Here is a 20,020-nt window from a genome sequence, read left to right as displayed (position 1 = left end):
CTCGGTATTGCGGATCAGAAAGCACTGCGGCCCGCCCCGGGGGGCAGGCCGCAATGACATTCAGGGGCAGATCAGGCCCGGCGGCGCTGCAGCACGTCGTCCAGGTTCAGCCGGTTGGCTGCGGACTGCTGGCCGGAGGCTTCGGCCGTCGCGGCCGCCTCCTCGGTGTGCTGCCCGGCGGCCTGCGCGGTCCGCTGTGCAGCGGCTTCTTCAGTCCGCTGCGCGGTGGTCTGCTTGATCGAGGTCTTGGCCTGCGGCTTCTTGACCTCGGGGGCCGGCAGCGGCGCGGGAGCCGGACGGTTGGCCTTGGCGGCGGCAACATACGTCGGCTTGGGTACGTCCACTGGCTGCCAAGTGGTCCCGGTCGGCCGGGACGGGGCAACTGTATCCCCGGCCTCCGCGGCCACCTTCAATGCCTGCTCACGAAGTTCGGTGGCGGTCAGCGGAGCCGGCGCGGCGGGCGCGTCCTCCGGCGCCGGCTGCGCGTCCGCGGCGGCCCCGTCAAAGAGCTGGGTGGGGCGGGCGGGAGTCCTCGTGCCGGAGGCCCGGGAGGCCGACGCGGTGCGGGCCGCCCGGTCAGCGCGGACCGCCGCACGCTTCTTGCGGTCGCGGAGCGCCAAGGAGCGCAAGATCACGACGACGGCGACGGCCGCCAGCAGCGCGAAGCCAGGAACCTGCCCCGAAACTGCGCCGGCCAGCGCCAGCGCACCGCCGGCGACGAAAACCACAAGGGCCGCGGCGCCGGCCAGCGCCAGCGCGGTCCGGCCATAGCGGATCCGGAACCCGGACTGCCCGGCGGGCTGTTGGGAGGGCTGCCGGGAGATCTGCTGCACGGGCGACGACGTCGACGGTGCCGGCTGTGCGTTGTATTCCATGATGTTCCCCTGGTTGCCGCTGGAGGCGGTTGCGGGTATTGAAACTAGTGGTGCTGCTGCGTGCCCCGGCGCCGGTTCAGCCATCGCGGGACGGAATCCTCCGCGGAGCAGGTACGGTCCTACCCAGACAAACCACAGCCCAACGATGACCGCCAAGATCACAGAGCTCTGAATGTCCACTCTCAAAACCGTAGAAGCTCAAGCATGCCGGACGTGGCATTCCTCGCGGTGTGTCGGATAACGATTCCGCCCTGCCCTGCTTTATGGTGTCAGCCCAACGTCCCCGTGCTCCAACCAGCGGTCCAGCAGTCCGCCGGGGACTTCCTCGGCGGTCAGCGCGAAGCTGCGGTGGTCCGCCCACGCGCCGTTGATGTGCAGGTACCGCGGACGCAGGCCCTCGTCCCGGAAACCGAGCTTCTCCACCACCCGGAGGCTGGCCCGGTTTTCCGGCCTGATGTTGATCTCCATTCGATGCAGCCCCAGCGTCTGGAAACAGTGGTCGGTAGCCATCGCCACCGCCGTCGGCGCTATCCCCCGTCCGGCGCAGCCCTCGTCAACCCAGTAGCCCAGGGTGGCGGACATCGCGGACCCCCAGGTGATGCCGGAGACGGTGAGCTGGCCGATCAGCGCCGGCTTGGGCTGTCCCTGTTGCAGCTCGGTAATGACCCAGGGCAGGGCCATGGCCATCCGCGCCTGGTGTTTGAGTGAGCGGACCATCTCCGAGAAGGCCGGCAGGTAGCCGCCCGGGGCCGGATTCGAAGCCTCCCACGGCTCCAGCCAGCGTGCGTTGCGGCGCCGTACCGCCATCCACTCGTGCCGGTCCCGGTACCGGATGGGGCGCAGCGACAAATCCCCGCACTCAAGTGTCGCCGGCCAGATCGCCGCGCCATAAACCATGTGAAGATCTTTGCGGTCGAGCCGTCAGTCGCACGAACCGTCGACGAATTCTTTCAGCCAACCCCTCAGTTCCGTGCCGATGTCCTCCCGCTCGGAGGCTATCGTCACCACTGCCTTGAGATAGCTGAGCTTGTCGCCGGTGTCGTAGCGGCGTCCGGAAAAGACCACGCCATAAACGCCGCCGCCCTCGCCTTCGCGGCCGGCCAGCACTTCCAGCGCGTCGGTCAACTGGATTTCGCCGCCGCGGCCCGGCTTCGTATCCTCCAGCACGTCGAAGACATCCGGGTGCAGTACATAGCGGCCGATCACGGCCAGATTGGACGGTGCCTCCCCCGGCGACGGTTTCTCGACGAGTTCGTTGATCCGCACATAGCTGCCGTCTCCCACCGGGGTGATATCGGCGCAGCCATAGGCACTGATCTGTGCCGGCTCCACCTCCATCAGGGCGACCACGGAACCGCCGGTCTGCTGCTGGACCTCGATCATCTGGGCCAGCAGGTCGTCGCGTTCGTCGATCAGGTCGTCTCCGAGCAGCACGGCGAATGGCTCGTGGCCCACGTGCTGGCGCGCCCGCAGCACCGCGTGGCCGAGCCCCAGCGGGTCCCCCTGGCGCAGGTAGTGGATGTCCGCCAGTTCCGAGGCAGCCCGGACGGCGGCAAGCTTTTCCAGGTCGCCCTTCTCCTCCAGGATCTGCTCAATGTTGGGCACCCGGTCAAAGTGGTCCTCCAGCGGCCGCTTGTTGCGTCCGGTGATCACCATGACGTCGCTCAGGTTCGCGCGGACGGCCTCTTCGACCACGTACTGGATGGCCGGCTTGTCCACAACGGGAAGCATCTCCTTGGGCATGGCCTTGGTCGCGGGCAGGAACCTGGTTCCCAGGCCGGCGGCCGGAATGACTGCTTTGCGTACCGCACGATGAGACGTCATGACCTCAGAGTACCGAACGAAGCTGCGCCGCAAGCCGTTTTGGCCGGAAAGGAATTACGATGGCGGCCATGGAGAAGCAGACCCGATTGGACAAGGAGACGGCCCGCGCCCTCTTCCGCACCCGCCGCAGCGAGCGTTCCACCGAGGAGCGGCTCCGGGCCGGAACCGCTTTCGCGCAGCAGGTGCTTGACGGACTGCAGCGGCTGAAGATTCCGGCCGGAACCACCGTTCCGGCCTACATCTCGGTGGGCTCCGAACCCTCCACCCGGACGCTGCTTCCTGCACTGGAGGACGCGGGCTACCACGTTGTAGTCCCCGTCTGCGAACCGGAATACCGGCTCAGCTGGGCCCGCTGGTTCAGCGGCGTGGAGCTGGCGCGCAGCCCGCGGGCCTGGGTGGACGAGCCCGTCGGAGAGCGCTTCGGTCCGGAGATCATGGCCGGCCTGCCGTTGCTGCTGATTCCCGGGCTGGCCGTCGACTCAGCGGGCAACCGGATGGGCCAAGGCGGCGGGTACTACGACCGCTTCCTGGCCTCGCTGCCCGAGGACGCGAACCGAACCAAAATTGTGGGACTTTTCTACTCGGACGAAGTGGTGCCGGCCGGCACCTTCGAGTTCACCGCCCTCGATGCACCGCTGGACGGCGTGGTCACTCCCGACGGCTGGACGTGGTTCAGTAGCCGGACGGTGCAGAACACGGTGTAGAATTGGCACTCGGAGCATTTGAGTGCCAGCTTACGTATCAGGCACTGTTCTGCTCCAGGCCAAGTTTTCAGGAGGAACCACAGTGCCCACGTACGCCTACGCCTGCAAAGACTGCACCCACGCCTTCGATATCCAGCAGTCCTTCAGCGACGATTCGCTGACCGTCTGCCCCGAATGCGGCGGAAACCTGCGCAAGAAGTTCAACAGCGTGGGCGTCGTCTTCAAGGGTTCGGGCTTCTACCGCACGGACTCCCGCGACGCTGCCAAGGCCAGCTCCGTGCCCGCGGCCTCCTCCGGTACCAGCGGCAGTACGGAAGCTGCCAAGCCGGCGGCCGCTGCCGAACCGGCCAAGCCTGCCGCAGCTCCGGCACCCGCCGCGGCCGCCAGCTAACCAGCCGCGGGCGGCCCGCCGCTTCTCCTACACACCTCAACGGTGGCAGCGCCGTATCCACAGCGCCCTGCCGCCTGCTGCCGTCGCACCGGCCCCCGGCATAACGTGGCTGCATGCCCCCAGCCGCAGCAACCACCCGCAGTGCCCGCCTCGCCGTGATGCCGCGCCGGCTGCTCCGCCGGCATTACCGGTTGCTGGCCGCCCTGCTGCTCTGCGCCGCCGCCGCACTGGTGGTCAATCACTTCACCCCCGCGCCGGCGCCCACCGACGCCGTGGTGGTCGCTGCGGCGGATCTGCCTGCCGGCACCGTCCTGTCTGCGGGGGACATCGAGCTCGCCGAGCTGCCCGCGGGTGCCGTCCCGGACGGAACCGCGGACAACACCTTGCCACTGGTCGGTCAACGCCTGGCCACGGCCCTGCGGGCAGGTTCTCCGGTCTTCGACACCTCAATCGTCGGGCCAGGACTGTTGGCAGGTGCTCCGCCGGGCACGGTGGCCGTGCCGGTCCGTCCCGCAGACCCCTCCACCGTGCAGCTGGTCTCCCCCGGCCAACTGGTGGACATTGTGCTCAGCAGCGGCAACGGGTTCGACGAGCCGGCGGGGTCGACGGTCTTGGCGCGCGCGGTCCCGGTGCTGTGGAAGGCCGACGACGGCGGTGCCTCGCCTACGCTGCTCGGCTCACCGGAACCGGACGGGCTGGTGGTGGTGGCTGCGGCGCCGTCGGACGCAACCGCCCTGGCCGGCGCATCCAGCCGGGGCAACATCTTCCTGGTGCTCGTCGGCTGACAGCCCGGTTGGGCTCCCAGCCGCTCAATCTCCGGGTGCCCGGCTTAGCCCCAGTGCGGAGGGCGCTGCTCACGCAGCCAGGCGTCCCGGTCCTCGTCCCGGTCGCCCCAGGCGTGGGGGTCGTCCTCGGTTGCCTTGGTCGGCAGCGTCGGGGACTGGCTTCGCTTGGCACGGCGCGGCCGCAACCCGTCCTGGCCGGTTTCCTGTGCCTCGGCCGTGGCATCGGTTTCGGGCTCAGCCGGGGCCTGCCCGGGCTGAGCTGCCGGCTCCTGCTGTCCCGGACCGGTCGGGCGGCCGTTCTGTTCTACCGGTTCTTCCGGCTTCTGCAGTCCCAAGTAGCCTCCGATCAGGTCCGCGCATTTCTCCGGATCAGTGAACACCTCGATGGTCCACAGGGTCAGCGGCCGCCAGCCGAGCCGTTCCAGCTGCTGCGGGCGCAGCCGGCTGCGTTCGCGTACGGTCAGCTGCCGGTACTCCGGGGTCCCATCCGATTCCAGGGCCACCGGAAGCGTCGGTTCAACATCCGGCGAATACTCTACCGCGTTCGTGCTGGCCACGATATCGATGAGTCCGTAATAGTGGTCCCAAACGCGGGCGCCGCGGCTGCGGATGCGCTCCACCAGGTCGGCGACCAGCGGGTCGTCGATGCCCGGCGAGAGTTCCGATGCCCGGAAGCGACCGTCGCCCAGATGGCGGTCCAACAGTTCGTGGAAATCGACCGCTCCATGCCGCAGCCGCTCCGGGTCCAGGTCCTCCGGACGGAAGCAGCTGAGCACGTGCAGCGAGTGCCTGGACCGGGTCACCGCGGTCGCGAAGAGAGCCCGCCCGCCCGCCGCCGACAAGGGCCCGAAGTCATGTACCGCACGGCCGTGCGGTGTCCGGCCGAAGCCCAGCGAGAAAATCACGTCGTCGCGGACCAGTCCGGAGGCGCGTTCCACCGGGACCACCCGGAAAGGTTCTTGGCGGCGCTGGAAGAAGCTTGTTGCCGACGGGTAGTTGGGCATCTGCAGCCGGATGGCCTCCGCCACCCGGGCGGCATGCCGGGCGCTGGCCGTTACCACGGCGAGCGACCGCGACGGCCGCAGGCTGATGTGCTCGAAGACCAGGTCCACTACGCGGTTCAGTTCGGCCGGAACGCTCTCTACGCCTTCGTGGCCGGCGCCGGGCATGCCGGTACCGTCCGGCAGGTATTCCACTTCCAGGCCGCCGCCGCGGATGGAGCTGGCACCGGGCAGCCGGGACAGCGATCCCGCGTAGAACTTGTCGCTCAACGAGCGGGTCAGGTCCAGGTCCACGGCGCGGTACGCGGTGGTCAAGCGCACAACCGGGAGCACCTCGGAGAGGGCGTGGAAGCAGCTGGTCAACGGCTTCGGGGCCTCGCCGGTGACCGGATCGTTGCGGCGGTCCACATTCACTTCGAAGGGCGCTGCGCGGCCGAGCTCGCCGTCGCCGAACGCCACCACCTGATGCGCGCGGGAGACCGCGGCCAGGGCCGACGGCAGGCTGGTGGCCTCGGCGTCGAGGACGATCACGGCGTCGAAGTGCTTGCCTTCCGGCAGCAGCAGCGGCAGCACCAGCGGGGAGGCTGTCCAGATCGGCAGCAGCGCCGACACCAGCGATTCCGACTGCTGCCCCAGCGCGGCCAGCGTAGGTTCGCCGGCCTTGAGCAGCTCGCGCAACCGGTGGGCTGCCTTGGGCTTGCTTTTGAGCGAATGCCGCCAGTTCTGCGCCAGTTCCCAGCGCAGCCGGGCGGGACCGGACGCGATGTGCGCGTTGTCGGCGAGCCGATAAACGGCCTCGAGCTTGCGCAGATTGTCGCCGTCCGACATGGCCAGGTAATCGTCGCCGCTGATCATCGCTTCCAGCGCCGACTGCCACCAGGCAAGGTCCAGTTCGGCGCCCACCTGCTCGGCGCTGACCTGTCGCTCGGCCAGGTCGTCCAGCAGCTCGCCCAGCCCGTGTTCGCGCATCTGCTCAAGCAGCAGCGTGCGTTCGGGCAGGTTGATCAGAGTTTCCTTGTCCGCGGCCAGCGAGTTCAGCTGTTCCTGGAGTTCGCCGTCGGGCATGGCCACCAGTGCGCGGTCCTCCGGCACCGGTGCCAGCAGGGCGGCCAGTTTCTGCAGCCGCCCTGACACGTCCCGGTAGAAGCTGTTCAGGTCGGCCAGGCCGGACGGCACCGCCGGATGGCGCTGCGAGGTGGCGTAGTCGGCCCATTTGGTCCGCTGCTGCTGCACTTCGAAAAGGGATTCATGCAGGTCGGAGATGTGCACGCCGGGGCGGATGTATTCCTTGGCCACCTTGCGCAGCCGGGAGCGCGTCATCGAGCTCATCTCGATCCCGCGGTCCCGCCGCCAGGAGTTCGGCGCGGTCGCCGAGATCAGGTCGGTGACCGGCCGGTCGAAGATGTCAGGGGTGAACTTGTCCAGGCTGCCGCGGACCTCCACCAGCAGCTGCAGCTGCTGGCCCCACTCGCGGAACGTGTCGGCGAGGGCGATCTGCGAATGCTCGGCCACCTTGTTCATCCGAGTCCGCAGCTCCGGAACATCCTTGGCCAGGTCGGAGGCCAGCTGGTGGGCGTCCTCCGTTTCCTTGCGGTTGAGCAGCTTGGCCCCGAACCACGGACTGGTGGTGGAGGATTTGCTGAAGCTGCCTAGTTCGGCCGCGCGGACCAACCGCGCCGTCAGTTCGGCCCGGTCGGTAATGCTGTCCAGCACCGAGCGCTTCAACCGCACCGTGGTAGCCGGCGCCGGATCAAGCGAGGTGAGCTTGGCCAGCGACTGCATGGCCTGATACGGCGAGCAGCGCCAGCGGCTCCGGACGTTGTGCAGCGATTTAACGTGGTCCAGCAGCTTGTGCCGGTGGTCGGCGAGCGTGGCGTGCAGCTTCCGCAGCTGCGGCTCCTGCGCCTTTTCGCTGCGGCTGATGGCGCGGATCAGCGTCTGGCGCAGCTGGTCAGGCGTCAGGTCGGCACTGAGCTGCAGCGTCAGCGATCCCAGGTCCACGGTTTCCAGCAGCTGTGCGAATTCGTTCAGCGTGCCGCGGCGCTCCGCCACCACCAGCACGCTCTTGCCCTCGTAGGCGAGCGCCGCCGCGGCGTTGAGCGCGGTCTGGGTCTGGCCGGTGCCCGGCGGCGTCGAAACCACCAGCGAGTGCCCGGCCTGGACCAGGTCCAGCACCTGCTGCTGCGCCGCGTCGGCGTCCAGCAGCAGGAACTCGTCCTGAGGATCGCGCTCATCGATCGGCGGCAGTTCCACCTCCGGCACCGGCACCGCGCCCAGGCCGTGGGCAACGGGGCGTCCCTCCCCCGAACCCGCGCCGGCTTCCGCCAGAGCCTGAATCACCGGGTGAGCCGCATCGATCAGGACCGGGTCGGTGACGGCCTCCAGATCGGCGAAGGTGGACACCAGAAAATGGTGTTCGATGGTCATGTTCCGCACGTCCGCGGTGAGCAGGCGAAGCCGTTCCAGCACCGGGTGCGGGTCGAGGCGGGCAGTGCCGTAGGCCAGCCGGGCGGTCGCCTCGGCATCGATGCCGATCCCCTGCTCGGCGGACAGGTGGCGGACCAGGGCGGGGTTCAGCCGGGCACGGTCGGCCAACTGCAGCTCGAAGTCGTCCTGGCTGGGGCGCACGGTCAGCGCCACCGGTGTCAGCATCACCGGGGCGTTCAGCGACTCCGACCGGCCGACCTCCGGAACCCGCCAGGACGCGGTGCCCGCGGCAAGGTAGCCGACGTCGATGCCGCGGTCGGAACCCAGCTCCAGGATCTTGGCCCGCAGGCTGCGGGCGGTACGCATCGCGGCGGCGTACTGGTTCGGATCGCGCAACAAGGTGGAAAGACGGGTTCGGCGCCCGGCCAGCAATTGGGCCAGACCGGAAGGGTGGGCATGCGTCAGGTCGATGCTATTCGAGGACGTCGGAGCGAACCGCAGCAAAGTGTCGGACCCGGCCACATCGCCCAGGTTCTCCAGCCACGATGCCACAACGTCTTCAGCAGCCTCAGCTACGCTGGCCAGCGACACGGCTGCCCCCTTTACTTCACTCTCGGCTACTTGCCTCGACCACAACGGCATGTCAATCAAGGTATCGGACTTTAAACGCCAAACGGGCGACCGCAACACTGCCTCGGCGAATTTTGCTGTGCAGTGTTCCCGCGCTGTGCGGCGGGTTGGCAGCGGTTGCCCGTTGTGGCTACTCCCACTCGATGGTTCCCGGCGGCTTGCTCGTCACGTCGAGCACCACGCGGTTGACACCGTCCACTTCGTTGGTGATCCGGTTGGAGATCCTGGCCAGCAGGTCGTAGGGCAGGCGGGACCAGTCAGCGGTCATCGCGTCCTCGGAGGAGACCGGACGGAGCACGATCGGGTGCCCGTAGGTGCGGCCGTCGCCCTGCACGCCCACGCTGCGCACGTCGGCCAGCAGGACCACCGGCATCTGCCAGACTTCCTGGTCCAGGCCTGCGGCGGTCAGTTCCGCGCGCGCAATCGCGTCGGCCTTGCGCAGCAGGTCCAGGCGTTCCTGCGTGACTTCGCCGATGATGCGGATGCCCAGGCCCGGGCCCGGGAACGGCTGGCGGCCGACGATCTCGGCCGGCAGGCCCAGCTGCGCGCCGACGGCGCGGACTTCGTCCTTGAACAGCGTGCGCAGCGGCTCGACCAACTCGAACTGCAGGTCCTCGGGCAGACCGCCCACGTTGTGGTGGCTCTTGATGTTCGCGGCGCCCTCGCCGCCGCCGGACTCGACCACATCCGGGTACAGCGTTCCCTGCACCAGGTATTTCACCGATTCGCCCTCCGCGGCCGCCTCGGCCAGCACGGCCTTTTCGGCCGCTTCGAAGGCGCGGATGAACTCGCGGCCAATGATCTTGCGCTTGGTCTCCGGATCGGTGACTCCGGCCAGCGCGGACAGGAAGCGCTGCTGCTCGTTGGCAACGTACAGGTTCACGCCGGTGGCGGCGACGAAGTCACGCTCCACCTGCTCGGCTTCGCCCTCGCGCAGCAGCCCGTGATCCACGAAGACACAAGTCAGCTGGTCGCCGACTGCGCGCTGCACCAAGGCCGCGGCGACGGCCGAGTCCACCCCGCCGGACAGCCCGCAGATCACGCGGGAATCGCCGATCTGCGCGCGGATGCGCTCCACCTGCTCTTCCAGGATGTTGCCGGTGGTCCAGTTGGGCTTCAGTCCGGCGCCCTGGAACAGGAAGTTCTCCAGCACCTGCTGGCCGTGCGCGGAGTGCTTGACCTCGGGATGCCACTGCACGCCGTACAGCTTCTTTTCCTCGTTCGCGAAGGCCGCTACCGGTGCACCGGCCGTGCTGGCCAGCACGTCGAAGCCTTCGGGCGCCTCCTGTACGGAGTCGCCATGGCTCATCCAGGTGTTCTGCGAGGCCGGGATGCCGGTCAGGATCGAGCGTCCCTCGCCAACGGTGGTGGCGTCCGTGGCGCCATACTCGCGCAGGCCGGTCTTCGCCACCGTGCCGCCCAGGGCGTTCGCCATGGCCTGGAAGCCGTAGCAAATGCCGAACACCGGAACGCCGGTCTCGAACAGGTCGGCGCCGACGCGGGGCGCTCCCTCGGCGTACACGCTGGACGGGCCGCCGGAGAGGATGATGGCCACCGGGTTCTTGGCCATCAGCTGTTCGGTAGAGAAGGTGTGCGGAACGATTTCGGAGTACACGTTGGCTTCGCGTACGCGGCGGGCAATCAGCTGCGCGTACTGGGCCCCGTAGTCAACAACGAGGACAGGCCGGTGGTCCGTAGTGGCGGGGGGAGGAGTAGTCACCCCTACAGGATAGTCGCCGTGCCCGGGGGCACGCACTTTGACGTCGGGCTTCGCGGCGTGAGCTAAGGCACGGGTGACCCAATACACGGTGAGCCAAGGCACGACGCCGGTGGGCCCCGCCGTCGTGCTCCTCACCGCCGTGCCTTTCCACTAGGGCCGGTGGCCGCCTCGGTCAGTAGCGCTTGGCGGCTTCGGGGTGGGCGGACAGCTCTTCTTCCACCTCGCGGTGGATCTTCCGCTCCAGAATGATGGACAGGAACGGGATCACGCCGCCCAGGGCGATCAGCACGAACTTGGTGAACGGCCAGCGCATCAGCGACCAGAGCCGGAAGTCGGCAATCAGGTAGAGCACATACAGCCAGCCGTGCGCCACCAGCACCGCGATGGAGAGGTTTACGCCTTCTATCACCGAGGGTTCGGCCTGCGCCAGGCCGAGCGCGAAGGTCTCCCCGGTCAGCGTGTTGGTCGCGCCGGCGAACAGGAACAGGTTGAAACCGTAGCGCAGCACCATCTCCGCACAGAGCAGCAGCAGCATGATGCCGGTGATGTAGGAGGTGACCTTGTAGAACGTCAGGGCGGAGCGGATCTGGGTGTGCGTTCCGGCGAAGCGGCGCTTGGCGGGGCGCTGGGGCGCGGCGGAACGGTCGGGAGCATTTTCTGTCACGTGGACTACCTCGTTGCGTGGGGTGTGTTGCTGGATGTGGTCTGGTCGGCGCCGTCCGGGCCGGCGGGATGAGGTTCTGCCTGGGCCGCCGCGCCGCGTTCGGCCTCGGCAGCGAAGCGGGCTTCTGCGGCCGCGTCTTCGGCGTCCTCCAGGTCGCGGCGGTGGTCATCTGCCACCAGCCGCCACCAGAGGAAGATGGCGAACCCGGCGAACACCACCCATTCCACCGCGTAGAAGATGTTCATCCAGTTCAGCGGAGCTTCCTGCGGCTGCGGTCCGACGACCACCGGCTGCATGGCGGTGCCGTCGGTTGCCGTGCCCAGGTCCTTGCCGGCAACGGTGTAGCCGGTACCGACCACGAAGCCGGCATAGCTCGGCGCGTCCCAGCGGTTGATCAGCTCGGCAACCGAGAGCGACGCAACCTGCCCGGCGGGCCTGGCACCGGGCAGCGGAGCCTCGGTGGGCAGCAGGCGCCCGACGACGTTGGCCTCGCCTTCCGGAGCGGGAGCGGCATCTGCCGGATCCTTGATCCAGCCGCGCACCACGGGGATGACCACGTCTTCGCGGGACTGCTCGACGCCGTCCACGGCGAAGGCGTCCACCACCCACAGTCCGCTGTCACCGTCCTGCAGACGGCCCTGGACCAGCACCTGGGAGCCGGGGACAAAACTGCCGTGCACGCTGACCATCTGGTCCGCCGTGGCGGCCATCATCGGGATGCCCGGCTTAAAGACGTCGGTCAGCGGCTTGACGGTTTCGGTCTCGCCCGGGGGCGGCGGCGGTTTGCTCTGCGAGGCGGAAAACTGCCACTGGCTCAGCAGCACAAACACCGTGGACAGCGTCAGCGCAAGCACCAGAGCCGCTATCCAGCGGGGTTTCAGGGCAGTCTTGAGCACCCTTTAAAGGTACTTCGCAAGCCTGTAGAAAACGAATCCAGCCGGGGTCCGCCGTAGGCTGCACCCGCGCCCTTAGGCCAGCGGCACGATGTCGTCGACGCCCATCCGGGCACTGTCTGCGGAGACGTCGTCGGGCTGTTCCTGGCTGAGTCGTTCTGCTTCCACCCGCGCCAGATAGTGCTTCACCTCGCGTTCCACTTGTTCCTCGCTCCAGCCCAGGATCGGCGCCATCAGCTTGGCCACCACCGGCGCGGCCGAGACACCGCGGTCCCAGGCCTCGATGGAGATCCGGGTCCGGCGGGTGAGCACGTCGTGGATGTGCCGGGCCCCCTCGTGCGTGGTCGCATAGACCACCTCGGCCGCCAGGTAGTCGTCGGCGCCCGGCAGCGGTTCGGCCAGCTCGGGCCGTTCCGTGATGATGTCCAGCACGTCCCCGGCCATGGAGCCGAAGCGGTTGAGCAGGTGCTCCACCCGGGCCACGTGGATGCCGGTCCGGTCGGCGGTGCGGCTGCGCTTGTTCCACGCGGCCTTGAACCCGGAGGCGCCGAGCAGCGGAATGGTATCGGTGCAGCTCGGCGGCACGCGCTCGTCCAAGGCCCGCGCGGCCTCGTCCACGGCGTCCCTGGCCATCACGCGGTAGGTGGTGTACTTGCCGCCGGCCACCACCACCAGTCCGGGGACCGGGTGCGCCACCACGTGTTCGCGCGATAGCTTCGCGGTGGAATCGTTTTCGCCCGCCAGCAGCGGCCGGAGTCCGGCATAGACGCCTTCGACGTCCTCCCGGGTGAGCGGGCGCTGCAGCACCTGGTTGACGTGTTCGAGCAGGTAGTCGATGTCCTTGGACGAGGCCGCCGGGTGGGCCTTGTCCAGGTCCCAGTCCGTGTCCGTGGTGCCGATGATCCAGTGCCGGCCCCACGGAATCACGAACAGCACCGATTTTTCGGTGCGGAGGATCAGCCCCACGGTGGACTGGAAGCGGTCCCGCGGCACCACCAGGTGGATTCCCTTGGACGCACGGACGCTCAACTGGCCGCGTTCGGTGACCATCGCCTGGGTCTCGTCCGTCCACACACCGGTGGCATTGACCACCTGCTTGGCGCGGATGTTGAACTCGCTGCCGTCCTCTTGGTTGCGCACGCGCGCGCCGACCACGCGTTCACCCTCGCGCAGGAAGTCGATGACGGACAGCCGGTTCACCGCCTGCGCTCCGAACGCGGCGGCCGTGCGGACCAGGTTCACCACCAGCCGGGCGTCGTCCACCTGCGCATCGTAGTAGCGGATGGACCCCACCATGGCGTCCTTCTTCAGGCTGGGTGCCGCCCGGAGGGTCCCGTGCCGGGACAAGTGTTTGTGGAAGGGCACGCCGCGGCCGCGCCCGGTGGCCACCGCCAACGCGTCGTACAAGGCGACGCCCGCGCCCACGTAGGGCCGCTCCACGAACCGTTTGGTCAGCGGATAGAGGAACGGCACCGGCCGCACCAGATGCGGCGCGATGCGCTCCAGCAGCAGCCCGCGTTCCTGCAGCGCCTCACGCACCAATGCGAAGTCCAGCATCTCCAGATACCGCAGCCCGCCGTGGATCAATTTGGAAGACCGCGACGACGTCCCCGAGGCCCAGTCCCGCGCCTCCACAATGCCCACGTCCAGCCCGCGGGTGGCCGCGTCCAGCGCCGCCCCGGCACCCACCACGCCTCCACCGACGATCAGCACGTCCAGTTCGGCCCCGCGCTCCGCGGTGGCGCGCAAGGCAGCCAGCGACTGCTCGCGGCTCTCGGGACTCAGGGCACCGGTGGTCATCGCCTCAGCCTTCCATGATCGGGATCAGTCGCCGGGCTGGATGGGCGCCAGCACCACTTCGCAGCGCTGGAATTCCTTCAGGTCGGAGTACCCGGTGGTGGCCATCGACCTTCGCAGCGCACCGACGAGGTTGGACGTGCCGTCCGTGTGGTTCGATGGCCCGTGCAGCACCCGCTCCAACGGACCCACGGTGCCCACATTCACGCGGTCTCCGCGCGGCAGCTCGTCGTGGTGGGCCTCCTGGCCCCAGTGCCAGCCGCGGCCGGGGGCTTCTTCGGCCCGGGCCAGTGCCGAACCGAGCATGACGGCGTCGGCTCCCATGGCGATGGCCTTGACGATGTCGCCGCTGAAGCCGAGTCCGCCGTCGGCAATCACATGCACGTAGCGGCCGCCGGATTCGTCCATGTAGTCCCGCCGCGCGGCAGCCACGTCGGAGATCGCCGAGGCCATCGGTGCATGGATGCCCAGCGCGCGCCGCGTGGTGGTGGTGGCTCCCCCGCCAAAGCCCACCAGCACGCCGGCCGCGCCGGTGCGCATCAGGTGCAGGGCCGGGGTGTAGCCGGCCGCGCCGCCGACGATCACCGGCACGTCCAGTTCGTAGATGAACTGCTTCAGGTTCAGCGGCTCCTGTGTCTTGGACACATGCTCTGCAGAGACCGTAGTGCCGCGGATCACGAAGATGTCCACGCCGGCGGCCAGCACCGTCTTGTAGTGCTCCTGCGTGCGCTGCGGGGTCAGCGATCCGGCCACGGTCACCCCGGCCTCGCGGATCTCGGCCAGGCGGGAGGTAATCAGCTCCGGCTGGACCGGTGCCGCGTAGAGCTCCTGCATCCGCTTGGTGGCGGCCGGGTTGAAATTCTCCGTGCCCAGAGCTTCGATTTCATCGAGCACCGGCAGCGGATCCTCGTAGCGGGTCCACAGTCCTTCGAGATTGAGCACGCCAAGGCCGCCCAGCTTGCCCAGCGCTATGGCGGTGGCCGGGGACATCACCGAGTCCATCGGCGCGGCGATCACCGGGGCGTCGAACTTGTACGCGTCGATCTGCCAGCTGACAGAGACATCTTTCGGGTCGCGCGTGCGGCGCGACGGGACGATCGCCACGTCATCGAGGGAGTAGGCTCGGCGCCCACGCTTGCCACGGCCAATTTCAATCTCGTAAGTCACGGCTCTAGGTTATCCCACTGCTGGAACGCTTCACCCGTGAACCCGCGGTGACAGGAACTACGCCGGCCGCGGCCGGCGGCTGCGCGCTCCCCTGGGGCCGACTGCTGGCGTCGTCCCGGCGCAGGCGGTACGCTCGACCTGCCGCACGGCAGGCAAGCGCACCGTAGGCCCGCTCTCCTCAGGTTGCCGCTGGCCGGCCGCAGGTAGCTTCAGCGGGAAGTGGGCAGGCATGGGCGGAAGATTCCGGCGGTCCGTTGAGCGCATGCGACCGTTCGCGAGTGGCCTGGGGTCCATCCTGTGCTTTGGCATCGCTGGGCTCATCTGGTCCATGCCCTCCCTGCGTTCGCGACGGTTGCGGAGAGCCGCATCGTGTTCCGTGTGCGCTTTCCACCAGCGGGTGCGCGGGATCGCCGTCGTTGTGGTGGCGGTCCTCCTCGTCGCGGGGGCTGGGGCCCGCGCGCTGGAGGCATTCTCCCCGCACATCGTTTGCCACAGCCATATAACTGCCGACGGGCGGATCAAACCCGAGCCGTATCTGAAGATTTCACCGCCGGCCCCGTGGAACATCACCCGCAATTTCCTGGTAGCCCCGATCAGCGGCGTCGGGGTCCTGACCGGGCGCAGCCTTGAGATGGAATCGTGCTCGGGACCGTCGCTGTGGGTCATGTTCTGGCACCCGCCGCGGACCAGTGGTGGCGGAACAATGCTCGGCGATGTGTTCCTTGCATGGATGCCGCCGGTAGACCCAGCGGGCGCCTTGAGCGTCAACGGCTACGGCATAGCCGACGAGGGCCAGTATGTCCGCTATGGCCCGAACATCTCCCAGACCCGGACCGAGGAGGTGAAACTCGCCAGCCACGAGTCGCGGCACGTCGACCAGTGGGCCGTAGGCAGCTTGCTCGCCGGCCCGTTCGCATTTCCGGCGGCATACATCATCGACGGAGCGCTGTTCCCGTCCTCACGCAACCACTTCGAGCGAGCCGCCGGATTGTCCAGCGGCGCCTATCCGCCCGCGCCGGATAACTGGCCGGCGCCGCGCTGGCCTGACACTGCCGCCATCGTGATCATCGCGCTTCTGATCTTCCGACGTCGGCTCCGTTGGCTCACCCGTGTGGCGGTCGGCGGCCGCGTGCATGCCCGTGCCCACGCACCCATGCGCTGCCCCGTCCATACCCGCGGCTGGTCGCAGCCCGCCGGCCCGTCCCGGGTGCCGTTGGCCCGCGGCTGAGCGCTTACCCGGCGGCGTCGATCCAGCGGGCAGCCGCCGCATAGGTCTCTTCGGGACTGGCGTTGAACGCGATGGCCGCGTCCGGAGCGTGCCGGCGCACGAGGTTGATGATCCGCTCGAACAGCTGGGGACGGTCCTCTGCTCTGCGCACACCCCCGCCGACAACGACGCACTCCCAGGGATGAGCGCGAAGGGCGGCCGCGACCATCGCTTCCGGGTCATCGCTGCCGTCCAGCCCGAACAGGCAGGCCTGGGCGCCGACTCCGTGGCGGGCGAACGTTGCCATGCCGGCCTCGATGGCATCCGCCACCGGCCGCGGGTCCCACGGCCCCGGCACCTTGTACGGGTTCAGCCCGATCACCAGCACGCGAGGCACGGGCGCTGGAGCTGTCATGCCCCGAACCTATAGCTCCGTTGCCGCTGTGGCCAGCGCTCCGCGAAGCGGCCACAACGTTGCATGCCGCACGTTAATGCGCGAGGCGCCGCTCCCCCAGTTGCAGTGAACGGCGCCTCTCTCGTGGGCTGTGGGGCTACCGCTTGTAGTTCGGTGCCTCCACGGTCATCATGATGTCGTGCGGGTGGGATTCCTTCAGGCCCGCAGCGGTGATCCGGACGAACTTACCCTTGGCCTTAAGTTCGGCGACGGTGCGGGCTCCGGTGTAGAACATGGTCTGACGCAAGCCGCCCACCAACTGGTGCGCCACGGCGGACAGCGGGCCGCGGTACGGCACCTGGCCTTCGATGCCTTCGGGGATCAGCTTTTCGTCGTCGGGCACATCGGCCTGGAAATAGCGGTCCTTGGAGAAGGACGTGTTCTTGCCGCGGGTCTGCATGGCGCCCAACGAGCCCATGCCGCGGTACGCCTTGAACTGCTTGCCGTTGACGAACACCAGATCGCCTGGGGACTCGGCGGCACCGGCCAGCAACGAGCCGAGCATCACGGTGTCGGCGCCGGCGACGAGGGCCTTGCCGATGTCGCCGGAGTGCTGCAGGCCGCCGTCGGCAATCACCGGGATGCCGGCCGGGATGGCTGCCTTGGCGGACTCGTAGATCGCGGTAATCTGCGGGACGCCCACACCGGCCACCACGCGGGTGGTGCAGATGGATCCGGGGCCTACGCCCACCTTGATGGCGTCGGCGCCGGCATCGACCAGCGCCTGCGCACCCTCGCGGGTGGCTGCCTGGCCGCCGATGACATCCACGTGGGCCGCGGCCGGATCCTTCTTGAGCCGGGCGATCATGTCCAGCACGCCCTGGCTGTGGCCGTTGGCGGTGTCCACCACCAACACGTCCACGCCGGCATCGATCATGGTCATGGCACGCTCGTAGCCGTCGCCGAAGAAACCGACGGCGGCGCCGACGCGGAGCCGGCCGTCGTCGTCCTTGGTGGCCAGCGGGTACTGCTCCGCCTTGTCAAAGTCTTTGACCGTGATGAGGCCCTGCAGGATGCCGGCATCGTCCACCAGCGGCAGCTTCTCGATCCGGTTCTTGCCCAGCAGTTCGATCACGTCGGGGCGGCTGATGCCGACCTTGCCGGTGATCAGCGGCATCGAGGTCATTACCTCGTGCACCTTCGTGGTCGGGTAGTCGGCGCGGGGCACAAAGCGGGTGTCGCGGTTGGTGCAGATGCCCAGCAGCTTGCCCTCGGAGTCCACCACCGGCAGGCCGGAGACGCGGTAGTTGAAGCAGAGCTCGTCCAGCTCGGCGAGCGTGGCGTCCGGGGCGATGGTCACCGGGTTGGTGATCATGCCGGATTCGCTGCGCTTGACCCGGTCCACGTGCTCGGCCTGGTCCGCAATGGAGAGATTGCGGTGGATCACACCCAGACCGCCCTGGCGGGCCATGGCGATGGCCATCCGGGATTCGGTCACCGTGTCCATGGCGGCGGAGAGCAGCGGGGTCTGCACGGTGATTCGACGGGTCAGGCGCGAACTGGTGTCGGCCTCGGACGGAATGACATCCGTGGGGCCGGGCAACAGCAGAACGTCGTCGTAGGTCAGACCCTCGAAAGCGAACGGATTGAATTCTTCGGACACTGCAGGGCCTTTCGAACGATACCGGTGGCGGCCTCCGGACACAGCCTGAAGACCGGTTCCTGAGGTTGATTACATCCTAAACGTTTCCGGCGCAGCCGATATTTCTGCCCGCTCGCGATGTGGTGGAGCTAACGGCCCTCGCGGGCAGCACAGAGGGGACCAGGCACGGCCTGGTCCCCTCTGTGCTTGACTGCCCGCCGGTCCCCGCGGGTGCGGCAACCCTTCAGGCTGTTAGTGCTGGTGGTTGTGCTCGTCCTCGTCGGCCGGCTTCTCGACGACCAGGGTTTCGGTGGTCAGCACCAGGGCTGCGATCGACGCCGCGTTGCGCAGCGCCGAACGGGTCACCTTGACGGGGTCGATGACGCCGGCGGCGAACAGGTCCTCGTACTCGCCGGTGGCGGCGTTGAAACCGTTGTTGACGGTCAGTTCGCCCACCTTGGAGACGACGACCATGCCCTCGTGGCCGGCGTTCTCGGCGATCCAGCGCAGCGGCTGGGCCAGCGCGCGGCGGACGAGTCCGACGGCGGTGGCTGCATCGCCCTCAAGGGCCAGTACATTCGGGTCGGTATCTAGAGCCTGGGCAGCGTGGACCAGTGCGGAACCGCCGCCGGCAACGATGCCTTCTTCCAGAGCAGCGCGGGTGGAGGACACTGCGTCCTCGATCCGGTGCTTCTTCTCCTTCATCTCGACCTCGGTGGCAGCGCCGACCTTGATCACGCCGATGCCACCGGCCAGCTTGGCCAGGCGTTCCTGCAGCTTCTCGCGGTCCCAATCGGAATCGGTGCGCAGCACCTCTGCCTGCAACTGGGCCACGCGGTCCGCCACATCGGCCTCCGAACCGGCACCGTCCACAATGGTGGTGTTGTCCTTGGTGACGGTGATCCGGCGGGCGGTACCCAGCACCTCGAGGCCAACCTGGTCCAGCTTCAGACCGAGGTCCGCGGACACCACCTGGGCGCCGGTGAGCACCGCGATGTCCTGCAGCATGGCCTTGCGGCGGTCGCCGAAGCCAGGTGCCTTCACGGCGGCCACGTTGAGCGTGCCGCGGATCTTATTGACAACCAGGGTGGACAGGGCTTCGCCGTCGATGTCTTCGGCGATGATGAACAGCGGCTTGTTCGCCTGCAGCACCTTCTCCAACAGGGGCAGGAATTCCTGCACCGTGGAGATCTTGCCTTGGGAGATCAGGATCAGCGCATCCTCGAGGACGGCCTCCTGGCGCTCCTGATCGGTGACGAAATACTGAGACAGCAGGCCCTTGTCGAACTGCATTCCTTCAGTGAGCACCAGTTCGGTGTCCATGCTGGAGGCTTCTTCGATGGTGATGACGCCGTCCTTGCCCACCTTGTCGAAGGCTTCGGCCAACAGCTGGCCGACCTCGGGGCTCTGGGCGGAGATGGTGGCCACCTCGGCCACCTTGTCCTCGACCTCGCGGGCGTTCTCCAGCAGGCGTGCGGAAACGGCCTCGACCGCTACCTCAATGCCGTGCTTGAGCGCTCCCGGTGCGGCGCCGGCGGCCACGTTGCGCAGGCCCTCCTTGACCAGGGCCTGGGCCAGCACAGTGGCGGTGGTGGTGCCGTCGCCGGCCACATCGTTCGTCTTGGTGGCGACTTCCTTGGCCAACTGCGCGCCAAGGTTCTCGTACGGATCGTCCAGCTCCACCTCGCGGGCGATGGTCACGCCGTCATTGGTGATCGTGGGGGCGCCCCACTTCTTGTCCAGGACCACATTGCGGCCGCGGGGGCCGAGGGTGACCTTGACGGTATTGGCGAGCTTGTCGACGCCGGCTTCCAGCGCCTTGCGGGCCGCGTCGTTGAACTCCAACTGCTTTGCCATGAATTTGTTCCTTTCACGCGAAATGCCCCGGTTGCGCTGCAA

General features: G+C 68.1%; 16 protein-coding genes. 4 read left to right on the top strand and 12 right to left on the bottom strand.

The window, feature by feature from the left end; genetic code table 11:
- Positions 1-71: 71 nt before the first annotated feature.
- The 3 genes from AB0N75_RS02570 to galU form a co-directional block, all read right to left on the bottom strand.
- Positions 72-875, bottom strand: a complete 804-nt coding sequence (locus AB0N75_RS02570) for a hypothetical protein (RefSeq protein WP_364644587.1) — start codon at positions 873-875, stop codon at positions 72-74.
- Positions 876-1,136: 261 nt separating this feature from the next.
- Positions 1,137-1,772, bottom strand: coding sequence for a GNAT family protein (locus AB0N75_RS02565; RefSeq protein ID WP_364644584.1), 636 nt, complete (start codon positions 1,770-1,772; stop codon positions 1,137-1,139).
- Between the two features lie 24 nt (positions 1,773-1,796).
- Positions 1,797-2,699: a UTP--glucose-1-phosphate uridylyltransferase GalU gene (gene galU / locus AB0N75_RS02560; protein ID WP_364644581.1), complete on the bottom strand. Its 903-nt coding sequence runs from the start codon at positions 2,697-2,699 to the stop codon at positions 1,797-1,799.
- 68 nt (positions 2,700-2,767) lie between these two features.
- On the opposite strand from galU, the gene AB0N75_RS02555 reads away from it, so the two are divergent.
- From AB0N75_RS02555 to cpaB, 3 genes are all read left to right on the top strand, one after another.
- Positions 2,768-3,403 carry a 5-formyltetrahydrofolate cyclo-ligase gene (locus AB0N75_RS02555; protein WP_364644578.1) on the top strand — a complete coding sequence of 212 codons (636 nt, stop codon included), beginning with the start codon at positions 2,768-2,770 and terminating at the stop codon, positions 3,401-3,403.
- An 82-nt stretch (positions 3,404-3,485) separates the two neighbouring features.
- Positions 3,486-3,794: an FmdB family zinc ribbon protein gene (locus tag AB0N75_RS02550; RefSeq protein ID WP_364644575.1), complete on the top strand. Its 309-nt coding sequence runs from the start codon at positions 3,486-3,488 to the stop codon at positions 3,792-3,794.
- A gap of 113 nt (positions 3,795-3,907) precedes the next feature.
- Entirely contained in the window at positions 3,908-4,579 is a 672-nt protein-coding gene (gene cpaB / locus AB0N75_RS02545) for a Flp pilus assembly protein CpaB (RefSeq protein WP_364644572.1), read from the top strand.
- A 44-nt stretch (positions 4,580-4,623) separates the two neighbouring features.
- Here the strand turns inward: cpaB and AB0N75_RS02540 are convergent, their stop codons facing one another.
- The 6 genes from AB0N75_RS02540 to AB0N75_RS02515 form a co-directional block, all read right to left on the bottom strand.
- On the bottom strand, positions 4,624-8,649 hold the full coding sequence (locus tag AB0N75_RS02540; protein ID WP_364644569.1) for a DUF4011 domain-containing protein: 4,026 nt from the start codon (positions 8,647-8,649) through the stop codon (positions 4,624-4,626).
- Between the two features lie 118 nt (positions 8,650-8,767).
- Positions 8,768-10,357, bottom strand: a complete 1,590-nt coding sequence (gene guaA / locus AB0N75_RS02535; protein ID WP_364644566.1) for a glutamine-hydrolyzing GMP synthase — start codon at positions 10,355-10,357, stop codon at positions 8,768-8,770.
- 172 nt (positions 10,358-10,529) lie between these two features.
- Complete coding sequence (locus tag AB0N75_RS02530) at positions 10,530-11,021, bottom strand: DUF3817 domain-containing protein (RefSeq protein WP_364644563.1); 492 nt, start codon at positions 11,019-11,021, stop codon at positions 10,530-10,532.
- Between the two features lie 5 nt (positions 11,022-11,026).
- The gene (locus AB0N75_RS02525) at positions 11,027-11,917 is read right to left on the bottom strand and encodes an SURF1 family protein (RefSeq protein ID WP_364644560.1); all 891 of its coding nucleotides are present in this window, start codon (positions 11,915-11,917) and stop codon (positions 11,027-11,029) included.
- 72 nt (positions 11,918-11,989) lie between these two features.
- Complete coding sequence (locus AB0N75_RS02520; protein WP_364644557.1) at positions 11,990-13,714, bottom strand: glycerol-3-phosphate dehydrogenase/oxidase; 1,725 nt, start codon at positions 13,712-13,714, stop codon at positions 11,990-11,992.
- A gap of 24 nt (positions 13,715-13,738) precedes the next feature.
- Positions 13,739-14,878 (bottom strand): GuaB3 family IMP dehydrogenase-related protein, encoded by a 1,140-nt coding sequence (locus AB0N75_RS02515; protein WP_364644554.1) that lies wholly within the window; start codon positions 14,876-14,878, stop codon positions 13,739-13,741.
- 376 nt (positions 14,879-15,254) lie between these two features.
- Between AB0N75_RS02515 and AB0N75_RS02510 the strand changes: the two genes are divergently transcribed.
- Positions 15,255-16,106, top strand: coding sequence for a hypothetical protein (locus tag AB0N75_RS02510; RefSeq protein ID WP_364644552.1), 852 nt, complete (start codon positions 15,255-15,257; stop codon positions 16,104-16,106).
- A 4-nt stretch (positions 16,107-16,110) separates the two neighbouring features.
- Here AB0N75_RS02510 and AB0N75_RS02505 read toward each other — a convergent pair whose 3' ends face one another.
- The 3 genes from AB0N75_RS02505 to groL all read right to left on the bottom strand — a co-directional run bounded on the left by AB0N75_RS02505 (position 16,111) and on the right by groL (position 19,978).
- Positions 16,111-16,500: a hypothetical protein gene (locus tag AB0N75_RS02505; RefSeq protein WP_364644549.1), complete on the bottom strand. Its 390-nt coding sequence runs from the start codon at positions 16,498-16,500 to the stop codon at positions 16,111-16,113.
- A 136-nt stretch (positions 16,501-16,636) separates the two neighbouring features.
- The gene (gene guaB / locus AB0N75_RS02500; RefSeq protein ID WP_364644546.1) at positions 16,637-18,142 is read right to left on the bottom strand and encodes an IMP dehydrogenase; all 1,506 of its coding nucleotides are present in this window, start codon (positions 18,140-18,142) and stop codon (positions 16,637-16,639) included.
- 231 nt (positions 18,143-18,373) lie between these two features.
- Positions 18,374-19,978 (bottom strand): chaperonin GroEL, encoded by a 1,605-nt coding sequence (gene groL, locus AB0N75_RS02495; RefSeq protein WP_364644543.1) that lies wholly within the window; start codon positions 19,976-19,978, stop codon positions 18,374-18,376.
- Positions 19,979-20,020: the final 42 nt, after the last annotated feature.

The organism is Arthrobacter sp. NPDC089319 (genome assembly GCF_040684925.1).
GTDB lineage: Bacteria > Actinomycetota > Actinomycetes > Actinomycetales > Micrococcaceae > Crystallibacter.
This window is presented reverse-complemented; position numbering and strand designations above follow the sequence as displayed.

Coding starts and splice junctions, on each gene's coding strand:
- AB0N75_RS02570 (WP_364644587.1), bottom strand. CDS start 875: ATGGAATACAACGCACAGCCGGCACCGTCGACGTCGTCGCCCGTGCAG.
- AB0N75_RS02565 (WP_364644584.1), bottom strand. CDS start 1,772: ATGGTTTATGGCGCGGCGATCTGGCCGGCGACACTTGAGTGCGGGGAT.
- galU (WP_364644581.1), bottom strand. CDS start 2,699: ATGACGTCTCATCGTGCGGTACGCAAAGCAGTCATTCCGGCCGCCGGC.
- AB0N75_RS02555 (WP_364644578.1), top strand. CDS start 2,768: ATGGAGAAGCAGACCCGATTGGACAAGGAGACGGCCCGCGCCCTCTTC.
- cpaB (WP_364644572.1), top strand. CDS start 3,908: ATGCCCCCAGCCGCAGCAACCACCCGCAGTGCCCGCCTCGCCGTGATG.
- AB0N75_RS02540 (WP_364644569.1), bottom strand. CDS start 8,649: ATGCCGTTGTGGTCGAGGCAAGTAGCCGAGAGTGAAGTAAAGGGGGCA.
- AB0N75_RS02520 (WP_364644557.1), bottom strand. CDS start 13,714: ATGACCACCGGTGCCCTGAGTCCCGAGAGCCGCGAGCAGTCGCTGGCT.
- AB0N75_RS02505 (WP_364644549.1), bottom strand. CDS start 16,500: ATGACAGCTCCAGCGCCCGTGCCTCGCGTGCTGGTGATCGGGCTGAAC.
- groL (WP_364644543.1), bottom strand. CDS start 19,978: ATGGCAAAGCAGTTGGAGTTCAACGACGCGGCCCGCAAGGCGCTGGAA.